This window comes from Burkholderia sp. AU31652 (assembly GCF_002223155.1).
Classification (GTDB): domain Bacteria; phylum Pseudomonadota; class Gammaproteobacteria; order Burkholderiales; family Burkholderiaceae; genus Burkholderia.
Window position 1 is genome coordinate 1 of the sequence record NZ_NKFG01000016.1, and the last position, 596, is coordinate 596.

At 64.9% G+C, this 596-nt stretch carries 1 protein-coding gene; it reads left to right on the forward strand.

Features of this window, described 5'->3' with window-relative positions; genetic code table 11:
• Nucleotides 1–596 (forward strand): 3-hydroxybutyrate dehydrogenase (locus CFB40_RS37590; RefSeq protein WP_143329964.1); only part of this gene is annotated, 596 nt, incomplete at both ends.

A 596-nucleotide genomic window follows, 5' to 3' on the forward strand; every position in this document is an offset into this window, starting at 1 on the left:
GGCAAGACCGCAGTCGTCACGGGCGCCGCGAGCGGCATCGGCAAGGAAATCGCACTCGAGCTCGCGAAAGCGGGCGCGGCCGTCGCGATCGCCGACCTGAACCAGGACGGCGCGAACGCGGTCGCTGACGAAATCGTCAAGGCAGGCGGCAAGGCGATCGGCGTCGCGATGGACGTGACGAACGAGGAAGCCGTGAACAGCGGTATCGACAAGGTGGCCGAAACGTTCGGCTCGGTCGACATCCTCGTGTCGAACGCGGGCATCCAGATCGTCAATCCGATCGAGAACTATTCGTTCGCCGACTGGAAGAAGATGCAGGCGATCCACGTCGACGGCGCGTTCCTCACGACCAAGGCCGCGCTGAAGCACATGTACAAGGACGATCGCGGCGGTGTCGTGATCTACATGGGTTCGGTGCACTCGCACGAAGCGTCGCCGCTGAAGTCGGCGTACGTGACGGCCAAGCACGGCCTGCTCGGCCTGGCCCGCGTGCTGGCGAAGGAAGGCGCAAAGCACAACGTGCGCTCGCACGTCGTGTGTCCGGGCTTCGTGCGCACGCCGCTGGTCGACAAGCAGATTCCGGAGCAGGCGAAGGA